General features: G+C 70.7%; 18 protein-coding genes. 9 read left to right on the top strand and 9 right to left on the bottom strand.

Annotation, left to right across the window (positions count from 1 at the left end):
- The first annotated feature begins 31 nt into the window (after window positions 1–31).
- From ACKI2N_RS26040 to ACKI2N_RS26025, 4 genes are read left to right on the top strand one after another with little or no spacing between them, the layout of a single operon-like run.
- Window positions 32–916 carry a LysR family transcriptional regulator gene (locus ACKI2N_RS26040; RefSeq protein WP_420991698.1) on the top strand — a complete coding sequence of 295 codons (885 nt, stop codon included), beginning with the start codon at window positions 32–34 and terminating at the stop codon, window positions 914–916.
- A complete protein-coding gene (locus ACKI2N_RS26035) occupies window positions 909–2,144 on the top strand; it encodes a YbfB/YjiJ family MFS transporter (protein ID WP_420991697.1) in 1,236 nt (411 codons plus the stop codon). Before ACKI2N_RS26040 ends, ACKI2N_RS26035 begins: the two co-directional genes overlap by 8 nt.
- The gene (locus ACKI2N_RS26030) at window positions 2,141–3,259 is read left to right on the top strand and encodes an NAD(P)H-dependent flavin oxidoreductase (RefSeq protein WP_420991696.1); all 1,119 of its coding nucleotides are present in this window, start codon (window positions 2,141–2,143) and stop codon (window positions 3,257–3,259) included. Before ACKI2N_RS26035 ends, ACKI2N_RS26030 begins: the two co-directional genes overlap by 4 nt.
- A gap of 7 nt (window positions 3,260–3,266) precedes the next feature.
- Window positions 3,267–4,178, top strand: a complete 912-nt coding sequence (locus tag ACKI2N_RS26025; RefSeq protein WP_420991695.1) for a LysR substrate-binding domain-containing protein — start codon at window positions 3,267–3,269, stop codon at window positions 4,176–4,178.
- Here ACKI2N_RS26025 and ACKI2N_RS26020 read toward each other — a convergent pair.
- From ACKI2N_RS26020 to ACKI2N_RS26005, 4 genes are all read right to left on the bottom strand, one after another.
- Window positions 4,175–4,669, bottom strand: coding sequence for a RidA family protein (locus ACKI2N_RS26020; protein ID WP_420991694.1), 495 nt, complete (start codon window positions 4,667–4,669; stop codon window positions 4,175–4,177). The two genes, ACKI2N_RS26025 and ACKI2N_RS26020, sit on opposite strands and share 4 nt — an antisense overlap.
- 234 nt (window positions 4,670–4,903) lie before the next feature.
- A complete protein-coding gene (locus ACKI2N_RS26015; protein ID WP_420991693.1) occupies window positions 4,904–5,380 on the bottom strand; it encodes a DUF1348 family protein in 477 nt (158 codons plus the stop codon).
- Window positions 5,381–5,536: 156 nt separating this feature from the next.
- Window positions 5,537–6,157 (bottom strand): flavin reductase family protein, encoded by a 621-nt coding sequence (locus ACKI2N_RS26010; protein ID WP_420991692.1) that lies wholly within the window; start codon window positions 6,155–6,157, stop codon window positions 5,537–5,539.
- A 102-nt stretch (window positions 6,158–6,259) separates the two neighbouring features.
- Window positions 6,260–6,931: a GntR family transcriptional regulator gene (locus ACKI2N_RS26005; RefSeq protein WP_420991691.1), complete on the bottom strand. Its 672-nt coding sequence runs from the start codon at window positions 6,929–6,931 to the stop codon at window positions 6,260–6,262.
- Window positions 6,932–7,004: 73 nt separating this feature from the next.
- Here ACKI2N_RS26005 and ACKI2N_RS26000 point away from each other — a divergent pair, with 73 nt between their 5' ends.
- The 4 genes from ACKI2N_RS26000 (at window position 7,005) to ACKI2N_RS25985 (ending at window position 11,844) form a co-directional block, all read left to right on the top strand.
- Window positions 7,005–7,778: an enoyl-CoA hydratase/isomerase family protein gene (locus ACKI2N_RS26000; RefSeq protein ID WP_420991690.1), complete on the top strand. Its 774-nt coding sequence runs from the start codon at window positions 7,005–7,007 to the stop codon at window positions 7,776–7,778.
- Window positions 7,779–7,834: 56 nt separating this feature from the next.
- The gene (locus ACKI2N_RS25995; protein ID WP_420991689.1) at window positions 7,835–8,806 is read left to right on the top strand and encodes a Bug family tripartite tricarboxylate transporter substrate binding protein; all 972 of its coding nucleotides are present in this window, start codon (window positions 7,835–7,837) and stop codon (window positions 8,804–8,806) included.
- Window positions 8,807–8,833: 27 nt separating this feature from the next.
- Window positions 8,834–9,997 (top strand): CaiB/BaiF CoA transferase family protein, encoded by a 1,164-nt coding sequence (locus tag ACKI2N_RS25990; RefSeq protein ID WP_420991688.1) that lies wholly within the window; start codon window positions 8,834–8,836, stop codon window positions 9,995–9,997.
- A 410-nt stretch (window positions 9,998–10,407) separates the two neighbouring features.
- A complete protein-coding gene (locus ACKI2N_RS25985) occupies window positions 10,408–11,844 on the top strand; it encodes an NCS2 family permease (RefSeq protein WP_420991687.1) in 1,437 nt (478 codons plus the stop codon).
- A gap of 130 nt (window positions 11,845–11,974) precedes the next feature.
- Here ACKI2N_RS25985 and metC read toward each other — a convergent pair whose 3' ends face one another.
- From metC to ACKI2N_RS25960, 5 genes are read right to left on the bottom strand one after another with little or no spacing between them, the layout of a single operon-like run.
- Entirely contained in the window at window positions 11,975–13,177 is a 1,203-nt protein-coding gene (metC, locus tag ACKI2N_RS25980; RefSeq protein WP_420991686.1) for a cystathionine beta-lyase, read from the bottom strand.
- A gap of 31 nt (window positions 13,178–13,208) precedes the next feature.
- Window positions 13,209–14,087, bottom strand: coding sequence for an amino acid ABC transporter ATP-binding protein (locus ACKI2N_RS25975; RefSeq protein WP_420991685.1), 879 nt, complete (start codon window positions 14,085–14,087; stop codon window positions 13,209–13,211).
- Window positions 14,074–14,880 carry an amino acid ABC transporter permease gene (locus ACKI2N_RS25970; RefSeq protein ID WP_420991683.1) on the bottom strand — a complete coding sequence of 269 codons (807 nt, stop codon included), beginning with the start codon at window positions 14,878–14,880 and terminating at the stop codon, window positions 14,074–14,076. Before ACKI2N_RS25970 ends, ACKI2N_RS25975 begins: the two co-directional genes overlap by 14 nt.
- A complete protein-coding gene (locus tag ACKI2N_RS25965; protein ID WP_420991682.1) occupies window positions 14,867–15,613 on the bottom strand; it encodes an amino acid ABC transporter permease in 747 nt (248 codons plus the stop codon). The genes ACKI2N_RS25970 and ACKI2N_RS25965 overlap by 14 nt, the downstream gene beginning before the upstream one ends.
- Window positions 15,613–16,524 (bottom strand): transporter substrate-binding domain-containing protein, encoded by a 912-nt coding sequence (locus ACKI2N_RS25960; protein ID WP_420991681.1) that lies wholly within the window; start codon window positions 16,522–16,524, stop codon window positions 15,613–15,615. Before ACKI2N_RS25960 ends, ACKI2N_RS25965 begins: the two co-directional genes overlap by 1 nt.
- 260 nt (window positions 16,525–16,784) lie before the next feature.
- On the opposite strand from ACKI2N_RS25960, the gene ACKI2N_RS25955 reads away from it, so the two are divergent.
- Window positions 16,785–17,786 (top strand): tripartite tricarboxylate transporter substrate binding protein, encoded by a 1,002-nt coding sequence (locus tag ACKI2N_RS25955; protein WP_420991680.1) that lies wholly within the window; start codon window positions 16,785–16,787, stop codon window positions 17,784–17,786.
- Window positions 17,787–17,913: the final 127 nt, after the last annotated feature.

Genomic DNA, 17,913 nt, shown 5'->3' with positions numbered 1-17,913 from the left:
TCATTCACCTTCCTCCGAACAAGGACTTGCCGTGGACCTGGCCGAGCTGGAAATCTTCAGGACGGTGGCGCGCGAAGAAAGCGTGACGCGCGCCGCCAAGGCGCTGGACCGCGTGCAGTCCAACGTCACCACCCGCGTCAAGCAGCTCGAGGAGGAGCTCGGCGTGGCCCTGTTCCTGCGCGACAGCAAGCGCATGACGCTCACGCCCCAGGGCCAGCGCTTCCTCGGCTACGCCGAGCGCCTGCTGGCGCTGGCCGAGGAGGCCCGCCAGTCGATGCGCGCCGACGAGCCCACCGGCCGGCTGCGCGTGGGCACCATGGAAAGCTCCGCCGCGGCCCGGCTGCCGCGCCCGCTGGCGCGCTACCACGGCAAGTGGCCGCAGGTGCAGATCGAGATCCAGACCGGCACCACGCAGGCGCTGGTGGACGCCGTGCTGGCGCACCGCGTCGACTGCGCGGTGGTGGCGCACCCCGGCGAGGGCGCGCCGGACACGCTGGACATGGACGAACTCGGTCCCGGCCTGGAAGGCACCTACCTGTTCTCCGAGGAATTGCTGCTGGTGCTGCCGCCCAGCCACCCGCCGGTGCGCACGCCGCAGGACCTGACGCTGCGCAGCCTGGCCACTTTCTCGCGCGGCTGCACCTACCGCCTGTGCGCGCAGGCCTGGCTGGGCAGCGGCGAGGGGCCGCGGCCGGCGCTCAACATGCTGGAACTGGCTTCGTACCACGCCATCCTGGCATGCGTCACGGCCGGCTCGGCGGTTGCCATCGTGCCCCGCTCGCTGCTCGCGCTGCATCCGGACGCCGCGGCGCTGCAGACCGTGCCGGTGCGCACCGCGCATACTTTCCTGGTGCGCCGCCAGGGCTTCGCGACCGCCGCTTGCCAGGCCTTCCTGCGGGAGCTGCAACATGAATGAGGCACAACCCGCCCGCGCCGCCCTGTCTGGTGGCGACGGCGCGCCCTGGCTGCCGGCGCTGGCCGCCTCGCTGGTGCTGGCGGTGGGCATGGGCTTCGGCCGCTTCGCCTTCACCGGCATGTATCCGCTGATGGTGCGCGACGGGCTGCTGACCGTGGGCGCCGGCTCGCTGGCCGCCTCCGCCAACTACGCGGGCTACCTGGCCGGCGCGCTCGCGGTGACGCGCCTGTCGCCGCGCGCCACGCCGCTGCTGTGCCGCATCGCGCTGGCCGGCACGGTCCTGTGCCTGCTGGTGCTGGCGCTGCCCGCCGCGCCGTGGTTCGTGGCCGGCGTGCGCTTCGTTGCCGGCTTCTTCAGCGCCCTCGCGCTGGTGGCGGCCTCGGTGTGGCTGTTCCAGCTGGTGGGCCAGCCGCACGGCGCGCCGCTGCTGTTCGCGGGCGTGGGCACCGGCATCCTGCTCTCGGCCGAGGCCATCGCCGCCGGCAACCTGGCTGGCTGGCACAGCCCCGCGCTGTGGGTAGTGCTGGCGGCCGGCGCGCTGGCGCTGGCGCTGCCCGCCTGGCGCCAGCTCGGCAGCCGTTCCGTGCCGCCGGCGCGCGCGGCCGAGGCGGCCGAGGCGGCTGAGGCGGCCGGCGCCGCCGCCGCCGCGGCCAGCGGGCCGGGCCCGTGGCCGCTGATCGCCAGCTACGGCCTGGCGGGTTTCGGCTATATCGTGACCGCCACCTATCTGCCGCTGTTCGTGCGCGACGCGCTCGGGCAAGTCGATCCGATCCACGTCTGGGCCGTGTTCGGCCTGGGCGCGGCGCCCTCGTGCTACCTGTGGCACGCCCTGCATGGGCGCCTCGGCACGCGGCGCGCGCTGGCGCTCAACCTGCTGGTGCAGGCAGGCGGCGTGATCCTGCCCGCGCTCAGCCATTCGGCGTGGTCCTACCTGGCCAGCGCGCTGCTGGTCGGCGGCACCTTCGTCGGCACCGTCACCATCGCCATGCCGGCGGCCAGGCGCGTGGCCCACGCCGTGAAATTCAACCTGCTCGCCGCCATGACTTCCGCCTATGGCATCGGGCAGGTCGCCGGACCGCTGGCGTCCGGCGCGCTGATGGGCCACAGTCACAGCTTCAATGGCCCGCTGTCTGCCGCCGCGGCCGCCCTGCTGGGTGCCGCCGCCGTCATCTTCCTGCGCACGCCGCAGGCCGGCATGTCCCTGTCTTCCGAAGGAGCCCCGCAATGAACGCCCCCACCTGCGCCACGCAACCCCGCTCGCTGCTGTCGCGGCTCGGCCTCGCCGTGCCGCTCATCCAGGCACCGATGGCCGGCATCAACACGCCGGCGCTGGCCGCGGCCGTCTCCAATGCCGGCGGCCTGGGCTCGCTCGGCGTCGGCGCCCTGGATGCCGAGGGCGCCCGCAAGACGATCCGCGAGACCCGCGCGCTGACCGGCAAGCCGTTCAACGTCAACGTGTTCTGCCACGCCCCCGCCATCGCGGATGCCGCGCGCGAGGCGCGCTGGCTGGCCTATCTCGCGCCGAGCTTCGCCGAGTTCGGCGCCACGCCGCCGGCGGCGCTGCGCGAGATCTACAAGAGCTTCGTGGTCGACGAGGCCATGTTCGCCATGCTGCTCGAAGAGCGTCCGGCGGTGGTGAGCTTTCATTTCGGCCTGCCGCCGCAGCCGTGGATCGCCGCGCTGCGCGAGGCCGGCATCTTCCTGATGGCCACCGCCACCAGCGTGGAAGAGGCCCGCCAGGTGGCCGACGCCGGCGTGCATGCCATCGTGGCGCAGGGCGTGGAGGCCGGCGGCCATCGCGGCATCTTCGACCCCGAAGCGCGCGACGAGCGGCTCGGCACGCTGGCGCTGGTGCGCCTGCTGGTGCACAACACCACGCTGCCCGTGGTGGCGGCCGGCGGCATCATGGATGGCGCAGGCATCGTCGCCGCGCTGGCGCTGGGCGCGCAGGCGGCGCAGCTCGGCACCGCCTTCGTGCCGTGCCCGGAGAGCGCCGCCGACGCGGCCTACCGCACCGCCCTGCTCGCCGGCCAGCCGATCCGCACCACGCTGACGCGCTCCATCTCCGGGCGCGCCGCGCGCGGCATCGTCAACCGGCTGACCGGACTGGGCGAAGCGCCGGACTGCCCGCCGGTCCCCGACTACCCGATCGCCTACGACGCCGGCAAGGCGCTCCATGCCGCGGCCAAGGCGCAGGGCAGCGCCGGCTTCGCCGCGCAGTGGGCCGGCCAGGCCGCGCAACTGTCGCGCGGCCTGCCGGCGGCGGAACTGGTCGCGCAATTGCAGGCGGAAATGAAGCAGGCGGTGGCAGGCCTGAGCCAGGCAACCGGCGAAGCCGGCTGAAGCCGGCATGAAACGCCAGTTCGACGACCTGCAGCTCGGCAGCATCGAGCTGTTCTGCCTGGCGGCGGAACTGAGCAGCTTCACCGCCGCGGCGGTGGCGGCCAGCGTCACGCCGGCGGCGGTCAGCCGCTCGGTGTCGCGGCTGGAAGAACGGCTCGGCGTGCGGCTGTTCGTGCGGACCACGCGGCAGATCCGGCTGACCGACGAAGGCCGCGCGTATTTCGAGCGGGCGCGCCGGGCGCTGGCGCAACTGGTGGATGCCGAGCGGGAAGCCACCGGCCAGCACGCCAGCCCGGCCGGCCTGCTGCGCATCAGCCTGCCCACGCCGTACGCGCATTACCGCGTGCTGCCGGTGCTGCCCGAATTCCGCGCGCGCTATCCGCAAGTGGAGATCGAGACCCACATCAGCAACAGCAACGTGGACTTCGCCGACGATGGCTTCGATCTCTCGGTACGCGGCCGCGCGCCGGACGACTCCAGCCTGATCGCGCGCAAGCTCGAGGACGCCGAGCTGGTGCTGGTGGCGGCGCCCGCCTACCTGGCGCGCGCGGGCGTGCCCGATACGCTGGATGCGCTGCAGGCGCACGACTGCATCCAGTTCGACCTGCCCAGCAGCGGCCGGCGCATTCCGTGGCTGTTCCGCGAGGAGGGGGAAACGGCCGAGGTGGCCACCAGCGGCGGCTACGGCTGCGCGGAGGACATACTCGGCGGCGTCACGCTGGCGCGCAGCGGCGCGGGCCTGTTCCAGACCTACCGCTTCGTGGTGGAGCACGATCTGCGCGACGGCCGGCTGGTGGAGCTGCTGCCGCAGTTCGGCGGCGCCAGCCGGCCCTTCGTGCTGCTCTACCCGCACGCGCGGCATATGTCGTCGCGCGTGCGGGCGCTGGTGGACTTCCTGGTCGACAAGTTCGCCGGCTAGGCCTGCCGCGCCGGCGTGGCATCCGGCGCGATCTGCGAGATCTGCGCGATCGCCACCAGGATCACCGCCGCATTGGCCGGCAGTTGCGTCTGCGAGAACGCGGCGCGCGCATGCCCGGCCTTGTCGCCCAGCACCGCGGCGAACAGGTCGGACGCGCCATCGAGCACGGCCGGCTGCCCGAAGAAGCCTTCGGCGCTGCTGACATGCCCCTCCAGCCGCACGATCCGCACCAGCCGCCCGAAGCCGTCCAGGTGCGCGCGGATCTGTGCCAGCACGTTGAGCGCGGCCAGCTGCGCGGCCTGCCGGCCGTCTTCCGGCGTCAGCTTGCCGCCGACCTGCCCCTGGTACAGGAGCTTGCCGTCGCGCAGCGGCAACTGCCCCGAGACGAACAGCAGTTCTCCGGCTTCGCTGACCGCCGTGTAGCTGCCCAGCGGCTGCGGCGGCGCCGGCAGCGTCAGCCCCAGCGACGCGATACGTTGTTCCACGGACATGGTTGCCTCCTTCAGGTTGCTTGCCGGCGGGCCGCCCTCCAGCGGCGGCACACGCGAACTATAGGCAGGCGCCGCGGCGGGATAAACGGGATGTCCGGTACATGAGCTGATACATGGCGGAACAAGTATCGGGGCACGGCCAGGCGCGGCGCGCGGGAACGTGAAAACGCGCTAGCGAGGGAAGGAGCGGGACGCGGCCGCCACCGCGGGATCGCGGCGGCGGCAATGTGCGCCTTACAGGCCGAGGTCGCTCAGGCCGGGATGGTCGTCCGGGCGGCGGCCCAGCGGCCAGAAGAACTTGCGGTCGGTTTCCTTGATCGGCGCGTCGTTGATGCAGGCAAAGCGGCGCTGCATCAGGCCGGCCTCGTTGAACTCCCAGTTCTCGTTGCCGTAGGAGCGATACCAGTTGCCGGAATCGTCATGCCATTCGTAGGCAAAGCGCACCGCGATGCGGTTGCCGTCGAAGGCCCACAGTTCCTTGATCAGGCGGTAGTCGAGTTCTTTCTGCCACTTGCGCGCCAGGAAGCCGACGATGGCCTCGCGCCCGTTGACGAACTCGGCGCGGTTGCGCCATGCGCTGTCGACCGTGTAGGCCAGCGCCACGCGCTCGGGGTCGCGGCTGTTCCAGCCGTCTTCGGCACCGCGCACTTTCTGGATGGCGGTCTCGCGGGTGAACGGGGGAAACGGGGGACGGGATTCGGCTTGAGACATGGGTTCTCTCCTGGCTGGGGGTGGTCGGGGGTTGGGGGTGAGGCCAAAAATGATACAAGTCTGTCTACATTGTTTAAGTAGACAGGTCTGTATGTCAAGGAGAGATTTGAAAACCCCCACCCTCCGGCGGGCCGGCAGGCCCGTTCCCGCGCGCCCTCAGCCCGGGCGGCGCATGCGAAACAGCGCCTCGGGCGCGATCTCGAAGTAGTCAGCGGGGCCGCCGCCGCGCAGGATCGGCCGGGCGGCGGCCGTGTCGTAGACGCCGTCCTTCAGCAGCGTCTTCTCCACATGCACGCCCACCACTTCGCCCAGCACCAGCCATGTCGGCACCTTGTGGCCGTCCACGCCCTGGAGCTGGATCAGTTGCGTGAGCTTGCATTCGAACGAGACCGGGCTTTCCGCCACGCGCGGCACCGCGACCGCGCGCGAGGCCACCGGTGTCAGCCCCGCCAGCGTGAATTCGTCCACCTCGGGCGGCACCGCCGCGCAGCTGGCGTTCATCGGCTCGGCCAGCGCGCGCGTGGCGAGGTTCCAGCAGAACTCGCCGGTCTGCTCGATATTGCGCACGCTGTCCTTGTAGCCGATGCTGGAAAAACCCACGATGGGCGGCGTGTAGTTGAAGGCGTTGAAGAAGCTGTACGGCGCGAGATTGACGATGCCGTCGGCGGCGCGCGATGAGATCCAGCCGATCGGGCGCGGGCCGACGATGGCGTTGAAGGGATCGTGCGGCAGGCCGTGGCCGCGCGCGGGTTCGTAGAAGTAGAAGTCGTGGGACACGGAGCGGGACACCTGGGAACACTGCGTTGAAGACAATGCCGGGCGGCACGGGGCCGCCCGGCAAGCTGCCTGCGATGCTACCAGTTGCCGGCGCGGCGCGTTCTACGGCGCCGCGGCCTCGTCGTAGGCATCCTGCGCCAGCAGCACGAGGTCGGCGACGGCCTTGCCGCCCGCCGAGATATGCGCGCGCATGGCCGCCGCCGCCGCGTCCGCGTCGCCCGCCAGCACCGCCTCCACGATCGCGCCGTGCTCGCGGAACGAGCTGGGCACGCGCGCGGCGTTGATGAGTCCGCGCTGGCGCCAGTAGATCGCCAGGCGCCGGCGCAGCATGCGGATCTGCTCGGCCAGGTAAGGATTGGCGCTGGCCTGGTAGAGCACGTCGTGGAATTCGCGGTTGGCCTCCACGTAGCCGGGCGTGTCGGCCGCCTCCACATAAGCGCGCCCCTGCTCGAAAGCCGCCGCCAGCGCGGCCCGGCCCGCCCCGGCGATGCGCTGCGTGGCCAGCCGCGCCACCACGCCTTCCATCTCGGCCAGCGTCTCGAACATCGCCACCAGTTCGGCCACCGTGGGCTTGTGCACGAAGATGCCCGCGCGCGGCGCGATCGTCACCAGGCCCTGCGCCGCCAGCATCAGCAGCGCCTCCCGCACCGGCGTGCGCGAGCTGTCGAACTGCTCGGCCAGCGCGCGCTCGTCGAGCTGCGAGCCGGGCTTGAGCTTGCCTGCGTGGATCTCGGCCTCGATGGCCTCGCGGATGCGGTCCTGGAGCGACTGCACGGGTAAACCTCGATTTGACGGCTCTTTTGGCATATCTAGAATCGCATTTGATATATCTAAACATCAATCTTATATGCAAAACTACGGTGAACCGCAGCTCCGCGTTGAAGAAAGCACGGCAACCATCACTTTCGATCGCCCGCAACTGGCCAACCGGCTGAGTCCGCGCGATCTGCAGGTAGTGCGCGAGCATATCAACTCCGTCAATGCGATGGAGTCGGTGCTGGTGCTGCGCTTCACCGGCGCCGGCAAGTATTTCTGCAGCGGCTACGACATCGGCGCGCTGGCCAGCCCCGATACCGCGGAAAGCGCCGGCGCGCCGGCCTTCGGCGACCTGATCGACCTGATCGAAGCGGCGCGCCCGGTCACCATCGCCGCGGTCAACGGCGGCGTGTACGGCGGCGCCACCGATCTGTGCCTGGCCTGCGACTTCCGCGTCGGCGTGCCTCATTGCGAGATGTTCATGCCGGCGGCAAGGCTGGGCCTGCATTTCTATCGCGGCGGCCTCGAGCGCTATGTGAGCCGGCTGGGCGTGGATACGGCCAAGCGGCTGTTCCTGGCCGCCGACCGGCTCGATGCCGCCGAGATGCTGCGCACCGGCTTCCTCACCGAGATCGTCGCCGCCGACGCGCTGGCGCAGCGCGTGGACCAGCTCAGCGCCACGCTCTGCGGCATGGCGCCGCTGGCCCTGCTGGGCATGAAGCAGGCGCTCAACCAGATCGCGCGCGGCGCGCTCGACGCCGCCGCGCTGGAACGCGCGATCGCGCAGGCCGGCGCCTCGGCGGACCTGCGCGAAGGCGCCGCCGCGTGGCGCGAGAAGCGCCCGCCCGTGTTCACCGGCAGGTAGGCGCGCGCAACGAAAAAACCGCGACGAACGCGGACAAACCAGGAAAGGAGACAAACATGACCAAGCGGCACCCGACCTTGCTGTTGATGATGGCCTGCGCGCTGGCCGGCCCGGCGCTGGCCGCGGACGCGTTCCCGTCCAAGCCGGTGCGCATCGTGATCGGCTTTCCCGCCGGCGGCGGCGCCGACAACGTGGCGCGGCTGTACGGCGACGCGCTGTCGAAGGAACTGGGCCAGCCAGTCATCATCGACAACAAACCTGGCGCGGGCACCACCATTGCCGCGGAAACCGTGGCCAAGGCACCGCCCGACGGCTACACGCTGTACATCGCCACGGCCAGCGTGATGGGCGGCGACAAGGTGCTGTACAAGAACATCCGCTACGAGCCCGCGGACTTCGCCCCGATCACGCGGCTGACGGTGTCGCCGCTGCTGCTGGCGGTCAGCAAGGCTTCCGGCATCGGCAGCGTGGCGGACCTCGTGGCCAGGGCCCGCCAGCATCCGGGCACGCTCAACTACTCGTCCTCGGGCAACGGCGTCATCACGCACCTGGCCGGCGTGCAGTTCACCAAGCTCGCCGACGTGCAGCTCACCCACGTGCCGTACAAGGGCGGCGCGCCGTCCGCGCAGGCGGTGGCCGCCGGCGACGCGCAGCTCACCTTCGCCACGCCGGCCTCGGTGCAGGCCGTCATCGATACCGGCAAGGTGGTCGGCATCGCCGTGACCTCGGCCACGCGCTCGCCGGTGCTGCCCAACTACCCCACCATCGCCGAGGCCGGCATCAAGGGCTACGACGTGACCAACTGGTACGGCCTGTTCGCGCCCGCGCAGACCCCGCCCGCGGTGATCGAGAAGCTGTTCGCCGCCTCGGCCAAGGCGCTCGCCAGGCCCGACCTGCGCGCGCGGCTGGCCAGCCGCGGCGAGGAGGTCTCGCCGTCCGCCTCGCCGGCCGAGTTCAAGCAGTTCGCGCTGCGCGAAGGCAAGACCGTGACCGAGCTTACGCTCAGCAGCGGCGCCCGCATCGACTGAATTTCCAGGTTTTCCCCAAGGAGCAAGATGAATCGCAATGCCGCAGACCTCCCGCTCGCGGGCTTCACCGTGGTGGACCTGACCCGCGTGCTGGCCGGTCCCTACTGCACCATGATGCTGGCCGACCTCGGCGCGCGCGTGATCAAGATCGAGAACCCCGACGGCGGCGACGACTCGCGCCACGTGGGACCGTTCGTCGATGGCGAATCCGCGTACTTCGCCTCGGTCAACCGCAACAAGGAATCGATCGCGCTCGACCTCAAGGCGCCGCGCGACCGCGCCGTGCTGGCCGCCATGATCGCCGGTGCCGACGTGCTGGTGGAAAACTTCCGCGCCGGCGTGATGGAAAAGCTCGGCTTCACCTGGGAAGCGCTGCACGCTGCCAACCCGCGCCTGGTGTACTGCTCGATCTCCGGCTTCGGCCAGACCGGCCCGTACCGCGAGCGGCCCGCCTACGACATGGTGGTGCAGGCCATGGGCGGGCTGATGAGCGTGACCGGCGAGAACGGCGGCAATCCGGTGCGCGTGGGCGTGTCCATCGGCGACCTCGGCGCCGGGCTGTACGCGGCCATCGGCATCCAGTCCGCGCTGCTCAAGCGCAGCCGCACCGGGCTGGGCGAGCGCGTGGATATCGGCATGCTCGACTGCCAGGTCGCGCTGCTGGAAAACGCCATCGCGCGCCACGCCGCCACCGGTGCCGTGCCCGCGCCGCTGGGCACGCGCCATCCGTCCATCACGCCGTTCGACATGTTCCGCACCGGCGACGGCTTCATCGTCATCGCCGCCGGCAACGACAACCTGTTCCGCAAGCTGTGCGCCGCGCTCGGCGACGCGGCGCTGGCCGCCGACCCGCGCTTCGCCACGGTGGCCGCGCGCAACCAGCATCACGCCGAACTGAAGGATTGCCTCGAAGCATTGCTGGCGCATGCCGGCAGCGCGGCGTGGTCCGGCCGCCTCGAAGCCGCCGGCGTGCCGCACGGCCCGCTGCAAAGCGTGGCCGACATCGTGCGCGACCCGCACGTGCAGGCGCGCGGCATGCTGCTGCAGGCCAGCATCGGCGACGACCGCCCGATCACGCTGGCGGGCAACCCGGTCAAGGTCGGCGCCGCGCCGGCGGCCTTCGCGGCCGCGCCACGGCTTGACCAGCACCGCGAGGCGTTGCTGGCGGAGTTCGGGACGACTGACGACTGACGACGGCTGCATCACCGGCGATTGTCTCCCCTCTCCCGCGCAGCGGGAGAGGGGAGCCCGCAAGCGGCATCTGAACCGGGGCGGCGCTACACGAAGCGCATGCCAGCCTCGTCCGCCGACCGGCATCCTCCCCTCATATAAAAACCGCAATGCCCGCCATGCGCCGCCGCGTATGGGGAAGCGCCGCGTCTCCCTTAGTCTTCGCCATGCCGGACCGCGGCCGCCAGCACGGAGTGGCGGACATGCGGCCGGCACCCGCGTAGCGCAGGCAATGCAGTGCAGCGCGCGGCACAAGCCGCGGGCTCGTGCCGCCGCGCCTGCCTGCCCGGCGACGACGAAAACGAAGCGAGACAGCCCGGCCGCGCGTGCACAGCCACCGCGCCGGCGCACCACAAAGGAGACACTCCGCCATGCTTGAGCAGCCATTCCCCGGCCGTGCCGCCGCGCCCGGCACCGATGCCGCCGAGGCCAGGGCCATCGATGCGATCGAAGCCATCGAAGCCATCGAAGCCATCGAAGTAAAGGGATTCCTCGACCAGTACTTCCAGATCAGCGCGCGCGGCAGCACCGGCCGGCGCGAGGCCGTGGCCGGGGTGACCACCTTCATGGCCATGGTCTATTCGGTCTTCGTGGTGCCGGGCATGCTCGGCAAGGCGGGCTTCGACACCAGCGCGGTGTTCGTCGCGACTTGCCTGACCGCCGCCTTCGGCTCGCTGCTGATGGGCGTGTGGGCCCGGCTGCCGATCGCCATCGGCTGCGCCATCTCGCTGACCGCGTTCACGGCGTTCGGGCTGGTGCTGGGCCAGGGCCTCTCGCCGGCGGTGGCGCTCGGCGCGATTTTCCTGATGGGCGTGGTGTTCACCGCGATCTCCGTCACCGGCGTGCGCGCATGGATCCTGCGCAACCTGCCGGCCGGCGTGGCGCACGGCACCGGCATCGGCATCGGCCTGTTCCTGCTGCTGATCGCCTCGAACGACGTGGGCCTGGTGGTGAAGAACGCCGGCGCCGGCCTGCCGGTCTCGCTCGGCAAGATCACCGCCTTCCCGGTGGTGATGTCGATCCTCGGCCTGGCGGCCATCTTCGGGCTGGAGCGGCGCCGCGTGCCGGGCGGCATCCTGCTGGTGATCGTGGCCATCTCGGCGCTGGGACTGGCCTTCGACCCCGCGGTCAGGTTCGGCGGAGTATTCGCCTTGCCCGCGCTCAGCGCGCCCGGTCATGCCTCGCTGATCGGCGCGATGGACATCAGGGGGGCGCTCTCGCTGGCGGTGCTGCCGAGCGTGCTGGCGCTGGTGATGACCGCCGTGTTCGACGCCACCGGCACCATTCGCGCGGTGGCGGGACAAGCCGGGCAGCTCGACGAGCGGGGCCAGATTCCCAACGGGGGCCGCGCGCTGACCACCGATTCGCTCAGTTCGATCTTCTCCGCGTTCTTCGGCGGCGCGCCCGCGGCGGCGTACATCGAATCGAGCGTGGGCGTGGCCGCCGGCGCCAAGACGGGCCTGGCCGCCGTGGTGATGGGCCTGCTGTTCCTCGCGGTGATCTTCTTCTCGCCGCTGGCCGCGCTGGTGCCGTCCTATGCCACCGCGCCGGCGCTGATGTATGTCGGCCTGCTGATGCTCTCCAGCGTCGGCAAGCTGCATATGGACGACATGGTCGACGCGATGGCGGGCCTGGTCTGCGCGGTATTCATCGTGCTGACCTGCAATATCGTCACCGGCATCATGCTGGGTTTCTGCACGCTGGTGATCGGCCGCGTGGTGGCCGGCGAGTTCCGCAAGCTCAATGCCGGCACGGTGGGCATCGCGCTGGCGCTGGCGGTGTTCTACGCGGGAGGCTGGGCGATCTGAGCACGCCCGCGAGCCACGCTGCGTACTTGAGCGTACTTGGACTGCGTACTGGAAGCCGGCGCACGATGACGCCGGCTTCTTTGGAGGCGGGCGACACCGTGACCCGGCCCCGCCTCCCTTTTTTTCGTCATCAGGCCGCCGCGCGCGGCAGCGCCTGGCGCTGGGTCGCGGCCAGGCCTTGCTCCAGGTCCGCGATCAGGTCGGCCGCCGCCTCGAGCCCCACGTGCAGCCGTATCACCGGCTCCGTGCCGCGCCAGTAGGAGTGCTCGGCCAGCCGTTCCGGCGCCGCCACCTGCACCAGGCTTTCGTAGCCGCCCCAGGAAGCGCCGAGCCCGAACAGGCCCAGCGCGTCGACCAGCGCGTTCGCGGCCGCCGCATCGGCGCCCGGCAGCGTGAACGACACCAGCCCGTTGGCGCCCGAGAAATCGCGCTGCCACAGCGCGTGGCCCGGGTCGGACGGCAGTGCGGGATAGAACACGCGGCCCACGGCCTCGTGCCCTTCCAGGTACTGCGCCACCGCCAGCGCGTTGCGCTGGTGCTGGGCCAGCCGCACCGCCAGCGTGCGGATGCCGCGCAGCGCGAGGTAGGCATCGTCCGCGCTGATGGCCAGGCCGAAGCCGTCGTAGGTCTCGGCGATACGCCGCGCCAGCGCCGCGTCCTTCACCACCACCGCGCCCTGCATCAGGTCGGAATGGCCGCTGACGTACTTGGTCGAGGCCAGCACCGACACATCCACGCCCAGCGCGAGCGGCTGCAGCAGGTGGCCCGAAGCCCAGGTGTTGTCGGTCGCCACCGTCACGCCATGCCGGTGCGCGATCTGCGCCAGGCGCGGCAGGTCCAGCACCTCGTAGAGCAGCGAGCTGGGCGACTCCAGGTACAGCAGCCGCGTGTTGGGGCGGATCAGCGTCTCCAGGTCGTCCCGCGACGGCGAGAAATAGGTCAGCTCGATGCCGAGGCGGCGCAGCAGCGACTGGTCGAGCCGGCGCACCGGCGCGTAGACGCTGTCCGCCACCAGCGCGTGGTCGCCCGGCGACAGCAGCGCCACGAAGACCAGCGAGATCGCCGCCAGCCCGGACGGCGCCAGGAAGGTGCGGCTGCCGCCTTCGAGCGCGGCCAGCGCGTCCTCCAGCGCGTGGTGCGTCGCCATGCCCTGGCGCCCGTAGGAACTGACGCGCTCGCCGCGCGCGTGGCGGGCGCGGATATCCGCATAGGCGGCGCTGTTCTCGAAGCGCACGGTGCTGGTGCGCACCACCGGCACATTGACCGGGCCGTGCCCGTCGGTGAGCGGCGGCGTGCCGGCGTGGATCAGCTGGGTATCGCGATGGTGGCTCATGGTGATCGGTTGGAAACGCGGGTGTGCGTGCTCAGATGGCGAAGCGCAGCTTGTCGAAGCTGGCGACGAAAGGATCGGCCGGCGGATCGACCGGCGGGCGCGCCTGGGCGCCGAGCGCGCGGTTGAGGAAGGCGCGCGTGCGGTCGCTGGCCGGCTGGCTGAAGATGCGGCGCGCCGGGCCGTGCTCGACGATGCGGCCGCCTTCGGTGAAATACACCTCGTCGCTGATTTCCTCGGCGAAGCGCATCTCGTGGGTGACCAGCAGGCAGGTCAGGCCCTCCGCCACCAGGTCGCCGATCACGGTCAGCACTTCGCCCACGGTTTCGGGGTCGAGCGCGGAGGTGACTTCGTCGAACAGGATCAGCTCGGGCTCCATCGCCAGCGCGCGCGCGATCGCCACGCGCTGCTGCTGGCCGCCGGACAGCTCGCCCGGATAGGCGCCGGCCTTGTCGGCCAGCCGCACCTTGCGCAGCAGCTCGATGGCGGTGGCCTCGGCCTGCGCGCGGCCGCGCCCCAGCACGCGCAGCGGCGCGATGGTGAGATTCTGCAGCACGGTCAGGTGCGGAAACAGGTTGTACTGCTGGAAGACAAAGCCCACGCGCTTGCGCAGCGCGATGCGGTCGGCCTCGCCGCGCAGCTCGCGCACCGCCACGCCGTCCACGGTCACGCTGCCCTGCTGCGGCTCCAGCAGGCCGGTGATGCAGCGCAGGATGGTGGACTTGCCCGAGCCGGATGGCCCGATGATGGACACCGCCTGCCCGCGCCGCACTTCGAGATCGATGCCCTTGAGCACCGCATTGCCGCCGAAGGACAGGTGCACGTCGCGCAGGGAAACCAGCGGCGCGGCCTGCACCGTCGGTGCAGGCGACGCGGCCAGCGATGGGCCGTCGGCATGTTCAGGCAACAGCATGTTTTTGTTCCAGGAAACGGGTGAAGCGCGAAATCGGGTAGCACCAGGCGAAGAACATCGCCATCACGACGAAGTAGATCAGCACGGTGAAGGCGGTCTGGTTGACGGTATTGCTGGCGATCTGCGCGGTGTCGAGCAGGTCGTGCACGCCCACCAGCGAGGCCAGCGCGGTGCCCATGGTCAAGGTGGCATACAGGTTCATCCACGGCGGCAGCATGCGCCGCACGCACTGCGGCACGATGATCAGCCGCAGGATCTGCCAGCGCGAGAACGCCATCGAGCTGGCCGCCTCCCACTGCGTGAGCGGAATCGACTGCACCGCGCCGCGCAGCACCTCGGCCACGTTGGCGCTGGCCGGCAGCGCCAGCCCCACCACCACCTTGAACCAGTCCGGGAACGGCAGGACATGGCTGCCGACATTGATCTCGAACGGGAATACGTAGGTGGAGAAATAGATCAGCACCAGCCACGGCGCGTTGCGGAACACCTGCACGTACCAGTGCGCGGGCCGCGCCAGCAACGCCACCGGCGACAGCCGCAGCGCGCCCACCAGCAGCCCGCCGGCGGTGCCCAGCGCGATGGCCAGCACGCTCACGCCGATATTGACCAGGAAGCCGCGCAGCAGCGCCGGCGACCACTGCCACGCGCCGGCCAGCGCGCGCGCCAGGTCGGGATGGCGGCTGGCCGCGAGCGCCAGCGCGGCCAGCGGCAGCAGCCACAGCAGGCCGGCGAAGCGCCGTGCCGCGGGCCAGGCGATGCCCGCGCGCGGCAGGCTTGAATCAGCGGTTGCCATAGCCGGGCATCCTCAGTCGGAGTTCGAGCCAGTTGCCGGCCCGGCTGACCACCCAGGTCAGCACGCCGAAGAACAGCAGCAACAGCACCATCAGTTCCAGCACGTTGTCGCGCTGGGTCCAGATCATGATCGAGGCGTAGGTGATGTCGCCCACCGCGATGGCCGACGCGACCGCGGTGGCCTTGACCAGCTCCACCGAATTGTTGACCAGCGCGGGCAGCGCGAAGCGCAGCGCCAGCGGCAACTGCACGCGCCACAGCAGCGTGCGGCGGTCGAAGCCGAGCGACGCCGCCGCTTCCAGCGTGACCTTGGGCACCGCCTCGATGCCGGCGCGCAGGGCCTCGGCGTGGAACACGCCCTTATGCAGCGACAGCACCACCACCACCCACAGGAACGGCGTGAGCGGGTTGCTGCGCTGCGCATCCTGCAAGGCGTGGGTGATCAGCATGTTGAGCACCAGGAAGGCGCAGTAGAGCTGCACCAGCGTCGGCGTGTTGCGCGTGACCTCGACGAAGGCGCGCGTGGCGCCGGCCAGCAGCGCGCTGCGCGAAGTCAGCAAGGCGGCCATCGCCACGCCCGCCAGCAGGCTGCCGGCCAGCGTGCACAGCACCAGCTCCAGCGTGACCCAGGCGCCGTGCACGAAGGCGCTGCGGTCATAGGCGTCGGCCAGGAATGCGTAGTTCAGGCCGATGTGGCGCGCCCCCGCGATCAGTGCGGCGATCGCGGCGTCCATCAGGTGCGGCCGCCCTTGAACTTGTCATGCAGCTCGGTGAGCGAAGGCGACGGCGGCAGGATGCCGTTTTTCTTCTCGGTGCCGATCAGCCAGCCGGTGCGGTGCCAGCCCTGCACCACGCGGTCGACGGCCTGGATGGTGTCCTGCTCGCCCTTGCGCGTCCAGATCACCGTGGGCGCGGGATTCAGCTCGGGCAGCACGATGCGGTAGTTCTGCCATTCCGGGTTGCCGCGCACCAGCGGCTGCAGCAGCGTGTTGTCGTGCACGGCGCCGGCGCAGTTGTCGCCGCGCAGCGCCAGCAGGGACTCGGACGAGCCCTTGAAGCCCTTCGGGATCGCGCCGTACTCCACCTGCACCGGGCGCGTGTAGCTGCTGCCCTGCGAGATGCACACGGTCTTGCCCTTGAGGTCTTCCCAGCGCTTGATGTCGCTCTGTTTGGGCACGATCACGGCGCCGCCCACGCGGTAGTACGGCGTGGGCACGTAGCCGAGCTGCTCGCCGCGCTCGGGCGTGTATTCCATCGACGCGATCAGCACGTCGACCTTGCCCTGCTGCAGGAACTGCACGCGGTTGGACGGCTGCACCTGCACCGTTTCGAGTTCCACGTTGAGCTGCCTGGCGAGATCCTGCGCCAGGTCCGCGTTGAAGCCGACCGGCTTCTGCGTGGCCGGTTCGATCGAACCGAAGGCGCTGCCGGACAGCATGACGCCGACCACGATCTTGCCGCGCTGGCGGATCTTGTCGAGCGTGGCGTCGGCATGCGCGGCGCCGGCGAGGAAGGTGCCGGCCAGCAGGGCCGCGGCAAGGGCCAGGGGCCGCGGCGAACGCGGCGAACGCGGCGAACGCGGAGAACGCGGAGAACGCGGAGAATGCGGCGAGTGCGTCGAGTACGGAGAAATCGTGCGTGTCATGGTGTGTTTCTCGTTGTTATGCGTGTCGTCATGCCTCGCGCCGGCCAGCGCGCGGCAGCCGGTGCGGTCGACAAACTGTACGCAAACGACAGCCGCCACGGAACGAATAAAAGAAGCAATCGTTATGCGCGGCGCGTTGCACCGGCCGCCTCGCATAACCATGCGCGGAAAGATTCGTTGGCCGGTGGCGGGGTGCGTTCCTAAGCTGTTCCTCCTCTTTCCGCCGCACACGTCCGGGCAACGCCCGTGGCCACAACGTCATGCAACGACGCACTCTCTTTCGCACCTTCATCGGACTTGGCGCTGCCGCCATCGTCGGCACCCCGCTGCTGCTGCGCGCGCACGCCGCGCCCGCCGACGCCGATGCCTTCCCCGCGCACGCCGTGCGCATCGTGGTGCCGGTTTCCGCCGGCGGCAGCGCCGACAAGCTGGCGCGCACGCTGGCGCTCAAGCTCAGCGAGAAATGGGGCCAGCCGGTGGTGGTGGAAAACGTGATCGGCGCCAGCGGCACCCTGGGCGCCGCGCAGGTGGCCAGGGCCCGGCCCGACGGCTACACCCTGCTGCTCGGCGGCGAGGGCGTGACGCTCAACGCCGCGCTGTTCAAGACGCTGCCCTACGATACGGGCCACGCGTTCCGCGGCGTCAGCAAGGCGGTGGTCAACCCGCAGATACTGGTGGCGCGCCCCGATCTCGGCGTGCGCACGTTCCAGGAGTACCTCGCGCTGGCCCGCCGGAAACCCGGCGAGGTGACCCTGGGCCTGCCCGGCAACGGCGGCATCGCCCATGTCGCGCACGAGATGCTGTCGCGCCAGACCGGCGTGAGGGTCAACTACATTCCGTACGCCGGCGGCGCGCCCGCCACCGTGGACCTGCTCGGCGGCCATATCGATGCCACCCTCATCACGCTCGCCGCGGTCACCGACTACGTGCGCGCCGGGCGCCTGACCGCGCTGGCGGTCACCACGCCCTATCGCTCGAAAGCCCTGCCACAGGTGCCCACCATGGCCGAGGCCGGCGCCGCCGGCTTCTCGGTGGAAAGCTGGCAAGGCCTGATCGCGCCGGCCGCCACGCCCACGCCGGTGGTGGACCGCATCAGCCGCGACGTGGCCGCCGTGCTGAACGTGCCGGCCACGCGCAGCCAGCTCGAAGAAGCGGGCTATGTGGTGGTAGGGTCGACGGCGCAGGAGCTGGACGCGACGCTGTCGAAAGACTTGCCGCGGTATGCGGCGGTGATTGCGGCTTCGGGGATTTCGTTGCGGTGAACATGCGCTCGCGCATGTTCACCGCGCGGGCCAGCGAATGGTGAAGGCGCGCACTTCGTGGCTGCGCCGCCCCTCTCCCCCGCCCCTCTCCGGCACGCGGGAGAGGGGAGCAAACCCTCGATAGGCT

The sequence above is a fragment of the Cupriavidus sp. 30B13 genome (genome assembly GCF_049059565.2).
Taxonomy (GTDB): Bacteria; Pseudomonadota; Gammaproteobacteria; order Burkholderiales; family Burkholderiaceae; genus Cupriavidus.
Note: the sequence above shows the minus strand (reverse complement) of the source record. Positions and strands in the feature narration are given on the sequence as shown.